Raw genomic sequence first — 7,776 nt, forward strand, 5'->3', positions numbered from 1 at the left:
AGGGACAGGCCCGCCCCCCGGGAACCCGCCGACCCCGGGGCGGGACCCGGCCGCGCCGAGCGGATCCGGGTGGTCTGGGAGCGGGTGCTCGGCGCCGAGGTGGGGCCGGAGGACAACTTCTTCGACCTCGGCGGCAACTCCCTGCTCGCGTTGCGGCTGCTGCGTGAACTGCGCGCGCAGGGCCTCGGCGAGTTCACCCCCCGCCACCTGTACGTGCACCCCACGGTGCGCGCCCTGGTCGGCGCGACCGGTACGGAGCGGTGATGGCCGACGTCGACACGCTGACCCGCCTCTGGCCCCAGGTACGCGAGGTGGCCGTCAAGGGCGGCTGCGCGTACGTGGTGGCCGAGGACTACCTCGACCCGCTGCACCTGCGCGGCCTGCTCGCCCGGGAACTGCCCGACGCCGACCTGCCCCGGCACATCGTGCAGGTCGACTCCCTCGATCCCGCCGACCTGGTGGAGCCGGACGACCGGTTCGGGGCGTACCTGCCGCCGCGCGACGACACCGAGCGCGTCCTGGTGCGCATCGCGGAACGCCTGCTCGGCGTGCCGAAGCTGGGCGTGCTCGACGACTTCTACGCCGCCGGCGGCGACTCGCTCGCCGCGACGGGACTGGCCGTCGAGGCGCAGCGGGCCCTCGGGGTGGGCGTCTCCCTCGCGGCGGTGCTGCGCCACCCGACGGTGGCCGGTCTCGCCGAGGAGATCGGCCGGGCCCGGGCGGCCGTGCCGCTGCCCCGCGCCGAGGCGGCGGACGCCTACCCGCTCTCCCCGCAGCAGCGCCGCGTCTTCCTCGCCCAGTCCCGCGACCCCGCGTCGGTGACCTACAACCTGCCGCTGCTGGTGCCGCTGCCGGCGGACGTCGACCGCGCCCGGCTGGCGGACGCGTTCCGCGCCGTCATCGCCCGGCACGACATCCTCCGCACCGCCTTCGGCACCGAGGCGGGCCGGCCGGTGCAGCGGGTGCTGCCGGCTGTCCCGTTCGACCTGCCGGGGATCGAGGGCACCGGGACGCTGCCGGTCGAGCCGTTCGACCTGGCCGCCCCGCCGCTGCTGCGGGCCGCCCTGCGGCGTACCGGCGACGGCCCGGTGCTGGCGCTGGACCTGCACCACATCGTCACCGACGGCCTCTCCCTGGCGTTGCTGCTGCGCGAGGTCGACATCGTCTACGCCGGCGGCGAACCACCGCCGGTTCCCGCCCAGTACGCCGACTACGCGGTGTGGGCCACGGCCGGGGAGCCGCCCGGGGGCGACTACTGGCGGCGGCGCTTCGCCGAGCCGCCGGCGCCCCTGCGGCTGCCCACCGACGCGGCGCGGCTGATCGGCCGCCCGGCGACGGCGCGGGCCGGCACGGTCGAGTTCGACGTCGGGGCGGAGCGGACCGCCGCCCTGCGGGCGCTGGCCCGGCGCGAGGGCGTGACCCTGTTTCAGGTGCTGCTCGCCTGCTACGCGACCTTCCTCGCCGCGGCGACCGGCGGGACCGACGTCACGGTGGGCACCCCGGTGGCCGGTCGCGGCGCCCCGGGCCTGGACGCGACCATGGGGATGCTGGTCAACACGGTCTGCCTGCGGCACCGGGTGCGGCCGGAGGCCACCTTCCGGGAGTTGCTGACCGAGGTGGCGCACGACGTGGTCGACGCGTTCGCCCACCAGGACTACCCGTTCGACACGCTGGTCGCCGAGGTGCTGCCGGTCCGCGACCAGGACCGGCATCCGCTCTTCGACACGCTGTTCGCGATGCAGCACGCCGAGGTGGCCGCCGCCGACTTCCTGGGGCGGCGGGTCGAGTTGGCCGTCGCGCCCACCGGCCAGGCCATGTTCGACCTGGACATGCAGGTCTACGAGCGCGCGGACTCGCTGCGCGTGCACTGGGCGTACGACGCCGGGCTGTTCCTGCCCGGGACGGTGCGGGCCTTCGCCGACCTCTGGCTGGAGATCGCCGACACCGTCCTGACCGACCCCGGGGTGCCGGTCGGCGAGCTGACCGGGGCCCGCCGGGTCGCCGCCGGGGCACCCTCCACCATCGACATCGAGTTGTGAGCCGGAGAGATCATGCAGTCGCTGATGACGCGGGGCCAGCTCAAGATCGCCGCGGCGCGCCGCCCGGAGCACGCCCGCCACTGGCGTGCCGTGCTCGGCTCCGGCGCCGACCCGGTCGGCTTCCCCGCCGACCGCACCCCGGCGCCCGGCGCCCCGCCCGAGCCGGCGGCCGTCACCGTGCCGCTCGACGAGGCGGTCATCGACCGGCTCGCCCGGGCCGGCCGGGGCGGCGAGGACGCCCGCCAGGTCCTGGTGACGGCCGCGGTGGCCGCCCTGCTGCGCCGCTACACCGGCGCCGACGACATGCTCGTCGGCCGTCCGGGCGAGCCGGGGCAGTTGGCCGGGATGCTGCCGTTGCGGGTGCGCTGTGCGGCGGAGAGCAGCTACCGCGACCTGGTCGGGCAGTTGCGAACGGCGGTGCCCGAGGCGGCGCGCCACGCCGACTACCCGGTCGAGTTGCTCGCCGAGGAACTGGCCGCGGACGCCGGTCCCGGCCCGCACCCGCTCGTCGACGTGGCGGTGGGGGGCGGCGCCCCGGACGGCGCCGGGGCCGGGGTGTTCTTCGCCCTCGGCGCCGTCGAGGTGACGGTCCACCACGACGCCCGCCGCTACGACGGCGCCACGGCCGAGCGGATCGGCGCCCACCTGGCGCTGTTGCTGGGTCGGGCCCTGGCGGAGCCGGACGCGCCGGTGACGGACCTGAGCCTGCTGACCGACGGCGACCGGGACGTGCTCCGGGAGGTCAACGACACCGGCGTCGGCCAGGACCCGGCCGGCCGGCCGGACGAGTGGGTCGCCCGGTGGGCCGGCGCCCGCCCGGACGCCGTCGCCGTCCGCACCGCGGCCGGCAGTTGGACGTACGCGGAACTGGAGGCCCGGGTGGCCGCGTACGCCGAGCGGCTGCGCGGCGCCGGGGTGGGCGCGGAGTCGATCGTCGGCGTGCTCGCCGAGCGCTCCCGCGAGCAGTTGGTGGCGATCCTGGCCACCCTGCGGGCCGGCGGTGCCTATCTGCCGGTCGACCCCGGTTACCCGGCGGCGCGCGTCGCCTACCTGCTCGACGACAGCGGGGCCGCCGTGGTGCTCGCCGCCGACCCGGCGCGGGTCCCGCACGGCGTGCCGGTGCTCCCGCTGCCGACGGCCGGCCCGGTGCCCGCCGCCGTCGGGTCGCCCGGCCCCGACGCGCCGCGCCACGGGCGGGACCTCGCGTACGTCATCTACACCTCCGGCTCGACCGGCGCCCCGAAGGGCGCGATGATCGAGCACCGCTCGCTGGCCAACCGGCTGGCCTGGATGCAGCGGCTGTACCCGATCGGCCCCGCCGACGTGATCCTGCACAAGACGCCCACCACCTTCGACGTGTCGGTGTGGGAGCTGTTCTGGTGGGCCCGCGAGGGCGCCTCCGTCTGCCTGCTTCCCGCCGGCGCGGAGCGCGACCCGGAGGCCATCATCGGGGCGGTCGAGGCGCACGGCGTCACCACCGCGCACTTCGTGCCGTCGATGCTGGGCGCGTTCCTCGACTACCTCGGCACCGCCGACACCGGCCGGCTGGCGAGCCTGCGGCAGGTCTTCGCCAGCGGCGAGGCGCTCGGTCCCCGGCAGGTGGACCGGCTCGCGGAGCTGCTGCCCGGCGCGACGCTGGTCAACCTGTACGGGCCCACCGAGGCCACCGTCGACGTCACCCACCACCGCTGCCGGCCCGGCCGGGAGCGGGTGCCGATCGGCCGGCCCGTGGACAACACCCGCCTGTACGTGCTCGACGAGCGGCTGCGCCCCCAGCCGGTGGGGGTGCCGGGGGAGTTGTGCGTCGCCGGGGTGCAGCTCGCCCGGGGCTACCTCAACCGCCCGGAGCTGACCCGGGACCGCTTCGTCGCCGCGCCGGAGGTGGGCGAGGAGCGGGTGTACCGCACGGGCGACCTGGCCCGGCTGCTGCCCGACGGCACGCTCGACTACCTCGGCCGCCTCGACCACCAGGTGAAGGTACGCGGCTACCGCGTCGAGCTGGGCGAGGTGGAGGAGGCGCTGCGCGGGCACCCGGCCGTCAAGGACGCGGTGGTGGTGGCCCGCGACGGCAACCTGATCGGCTACGTGGTCGCCGACGAGCCGGTGGGCGAGGCGACGCTCACCGCCCACCTGGGCACCCTGCTGCCGGGCTACCTGGTCCCCGCCCGGGTGGTCGAGCTGGCGGAGTTCCCGCTGTCGGGCAGCGGCAAGCTGGACCGGCGGGCGCTGCCCGAGCCGGCCGCGCCCGAGCGGCCGTACGTGGCGCCGCGCACCGGGCCCGAGCGGATCCTCGCCGACATCTGGGCCGAGGTGCTGGGTCTCGACCGGGTCGGCGTGGAGGACAACTTCTTCGCCATCGGCGGCAACTCGATCCACTTCGTCACCGTGCTGGCCCGGGCGCACGCCGCCGGGGTGGACCTCACGTTCCAGCAGTTGTTCCGCCACCCGACGATCGCGGCGCTGCTCGCGGCCGGCCCGCCGGGCGCGGAACGGGCGGTGACGCACCCGCCGTTCGCCCTGCTCGACGCGGCGGACCGGGCCCTGCTGCCGGACGGGGTGGTCGACGCGTACCCGCTCGGGCAGCTCCAGGCGGGGCTGATCTACGAGAACGAGCTGTCCCGGGGCGCCGCCCAGTACCACGACATCATCAGCTTCCTCATCAACGCGCCCTTCGACGAGGCGACGTTCACCGAGGCGGTGCGGATCCTCGTCGCGCGGCACCCGATCTTCCGGACCAGCTACCACCTGACCGGCTTCGGCGAGTACCTGCAACTCGTGCACGCCGACGCGCCGAGCCCGCTGTGGGTGGTGGACCTGCGCGACCGCGACCCGGCCGAGCAGGAGCGCTGGCACGCCGACTGGCACGCGCGCGAGCAGTCGTACCGGTTCCGCTGGCAGGAGCCGGGTCTGGTCCGCATCCACGTGCACGTCCTCGGCGACGAGCTCTACCGCTACAGCGTCAGCCAGCACAACTCGGCGCTGGACGGCTGGAGCATCACCCTGCTGCACACCCAGCTCTTCGACACCTACTACCGGCTGCTGGCCGGGGACCGACCGGACGAGGGGCCGGCCGAGAACCACTTCCGCGACTACATCGGGCTGGAACGCCGGGCGCTGGAGTCGGCGGCGGACCGCGACTTCTGGCGTGGCGTCCTCGCCGCGGGCGGGGTCACCGAGCTGCCCCGGTGGCAGCCGCCGGAGACGCCGGCCGAGCGGACCGTCGTCTTCCACGAGGTGGAGATCGACGACGCGCTCTCCGAGCGGCTGCTGCGCGCGGCCGACCGGTTGGCGGTGCCGCTGAAGACCGTGCTGCTGGCCGCGCACGTCAAGGTGGTCGGCGCGCTCGCCGGGGACACCGAGGTCGTCACCGGGTACGAGCAGAGCGGCCGGCCGGAGGCGGAGGGCGCCACCGGGGCGCTGGGGTTGTTCCTCAACACCGTGCCGATGCGGGTGGACCTCGGCGGCGGCTCCTGGGCCGACCTGGTCCGGGCGGTGTACCGCGCGGAGGCGGACCTGCTGCCCCACCGGCGCTACCCGATGGCGCAGATGAAGGCGGACGCCGGCACCACCGACCTGCTCTTCGAGACCGTCTTCAACTACACCCACTTCTACCTGCTCAAGCAGCTGCGCGAGCTGCCCGGCTTCGACCTGCTCGACGTGCAGGTGAGCACGGAGACGGAGTTCGCGCTGCGTGCCGAGTTCATGCGGGACTTCTTCACCGACCGGGTCCGGCTGAGCCTGCACTACCATTCGGCGGCCTTCACGCCGGAGCAGGCGGCGGGCATCGGCGAGGTGTACCGGCGGGTGCTGGCGGAGCTGGCGACCGACCCGGAGCGCGCCCACGCCGGGCTGCGGCCCGGCCTGCCCGAGCCCCGGGTCACCCCGACCCGGCGCCGCTTCGACCGGACCGCCCCGGCGAAGCGCCGGCCGACGGAGCCGGCGGGGCGGACCGCGCCGGGCACGCCGGCCGCCCGGCGGATCGCCGAGGCGTGGGCGCGGGCGCTCGACGTGCCGCTGGCCGGGATCGCCGAGGAGGACAACTTCTTCGACCTGGGCGGCAACTCGCTCGCCGCGATGCGGGTGATCGCCGCGCTACGGCCCCTGGTCACCCTGCGGCAGCTGATGACCACCTCCACGCTCGGCCCGCTGGCCCGCGCCGTCGAGGCGGACGCCGCGCCGGAGGACCGGCTGCTGCAACCGCTGTCCCCGCCGGACGCCGCCCACGACCGGGTCCTGGTCTGCTTCCCGTACGCGGCGGGCAGCCCGCTCGCGTTCCGACCGCTGGCCGAGGCGCTGGCCCCGCACCGGATCGCGGTGCACGCCGTGGCGCTGCCGGGGCACGACGTCAGCCGGCCCGAGCCGCTGCTGGACCTGCCGGAGCTGACCCGCCGGGTGGCCGCCGAGATCGGGGAGCTGGGCGGCCGGCCGGTGCTGGTCTGGGGGCACTGCGTCGGCGCGGCGGCGGCGATCGAGGTCACCCGGCTGCTCGCCGCCGCCGGCCGGCCACCCGAGCGGCTCTTCCTCGGCGGCAAGCTGCTGCGCGGGCCGGAGGAGATCGACGCCAGCATCGCGGAGGTCACCGGGATGGCGCCGGCGGACGTGGTGGGCTGGCTGGTGGACCAGACCGGCTTCACCGAGCTGGACGGCCTGGACGCGGGGCACGTCGACGCCCTGGTCGCCGCCTTCCGGCACGACGCCGTCGGCTCGCACCGCTACCTGCGGGACCGGGTGGGGGAGCCGCTGCCGGTGCCGGTCACGGTGGTCGTGGCCGCCGACGACCCGCTGACGGCCGGGCCGGGCGCGGCGCACGAGGCGTGGCGGCGGATCGCCGCCGACGTGGAGTTGAGGGAGATCGACGGGGGCGGGCACTACTTCTGCCGCACCCGCGCGGCCGAGGTGGCCGCTATCGTCGGCGCGACGGGACCGGGCGCGCCGCCGGCGGCCGCCGCCGTACCGTCCGCCCGCCGTCCTGGGGAGAACCATGTCTGACCGTACGCCGACCACGCGGGACGAGTTCGTCGCCGGCGCCCGCTCGATGGTGCCGTTCCTGCTCTCCGCCTTTCCGCTGGGCGTGATCGGCGGCACCCTCGGCCTGGCCGCCGGCCTGTCCTACCTGGAGACGTTCGGCCTGGCCATGGTGGTCAACTCCGGGACCGCCCAGTTCATCGGCTTCAAGCTGATCTCGGAGGGGGCGGCCTGGCCGGTCATCGTCCTGACGACGCTGATCCTCAGCCTGCGGATGCTCATCTACTCCACGCTGCTCGCGCCGCACGTGCGCGAGTTGCCGCAGCGGTGGCGGCTACTGCTGGGCTTCGGCCTGATCGACGCGGTGTTCTTCGTGGCCTTCGACCGGATCAAGGGCGACGAGCCGGCCCGGCGCAAGAGCATGTTCTACTTCGGCGCCTCCGCGGTCATGTACGTCAACTGGGCGATCGCCACCGTGGTCGGCATGATCGCGGGGCACCTGCTGCCGGAGCGGCTGCGCTCCGGCCTGGACTTCCCGATGACCGCGGTCTTCCTGGTCGTGCTCGCCTCGGCGCTGGTCGGCTGGAAGGTCTGGACGGCGGCGGTCTCCGCCGGGGCGCTGGCCCTGCTCCTGCTCGGGCTGCCCTACAACCTCGGCCTGATCGTGGCGGCGTTCGGCGGGCACGGCCGCCGCTCCAACAGCCCGCCGGACACGCCGACGAACGCGCCGCGGGTTGCCGGCACGCCCAGGCCGAGGTTGTAGGGCAGCCCG

4 protein-coding genes are annotated in these 7,776 nt (G+C 75.7%); all 4 read left to right on the forward strand.

The window, feature by feature from the left end:
- Nucleotides 1-264 (forward strand): phosphopantetheine-binding protein (locus F6X68_RS27770; protein ID WP_225852463.1); only part of this gene is annotated, 264 nt, incomplete at its 5' end.
- Nucleotides 264-2,039 carry a condensation domain-containing protein gene (locus F6X68_RS27775; protein WP_151457034.1) on the forward strand — a complete coding sequence of 592 codons (1,776 nt, stop codon included), beginning with the start codon at nucleotides 264-266 and terminating at the stop codon, nucleotides 2,037-2,039. The genes F6X68_RS27770 and F6X68_RS27775, both read left to right, overlap by 1 nt.
- A gap of 12 nt (nucleotides 2,040-2,051) precedes the next feature.
- On the forward strand, nucleotides 2,052-7,028 hold the full coding sequence (locus F6X68_RS27780; RefSeq protein WP_151457035.1) for a non-ribosomal peptide synthetase: 4,977 nt from the start codon (nucleotides 2,052-2,054) through the stop codon (nucleotides 7,026-7,028).
- Nucleotides 7,021-7,767 (forward strand): AzlC family ABC transporter permease, encoded by a 747-nt coding sequence (locus F6X68_RS27785; protein ID WP_151457036.1) that lies wholly within the window; start codon nucleotides 7,021-7,023, stop codon nucleotides 7,765-7,767. Before F6X68_RS27780 ends, F6X68_RS27785 begins: the two co-directional genes overlap by 8 nt.
- The last annotated feature ends 9 nt before the right edge of the window (nucleotides 7,768-7,776 follow it).

Origin of the sequence: Micromonospora sp. AMSO12t, assembly GCF_008806585.1 — a bacterium.
Classification (GTDB): Bacteria; Actinomycetota; Actinomycetes; order Mycobacteriales; family Micromonosporaceae; genus Micromonospora; species Micromonospora reichwaldensis.

Excerpts from the sequence above, each read along its gene's own strand:
- F6X68_RS27775 (WP_151457034.1), top strand. The coding sequence starts at position 264 with ATGGCCGACGTCGACACGCTGACCCGCCTCTGGCCCCAGGTACGCGAG.
- F6X68_RS27780 (WP_151457035.1), top strand. The coding sequence starts at position 2,052 with ATGCAGTCGCTGATGACGCGGGGCCAGCTCAAGATCGCCGCGGCGCGC.
- F6X68_RS27785 (WP_151457036.1), top strand. The coding sequence starts at position 7,021 with ATGTCTGACCGTACGCCGACCACGCGGGACGAGTTCGTCGCCGGCGCC.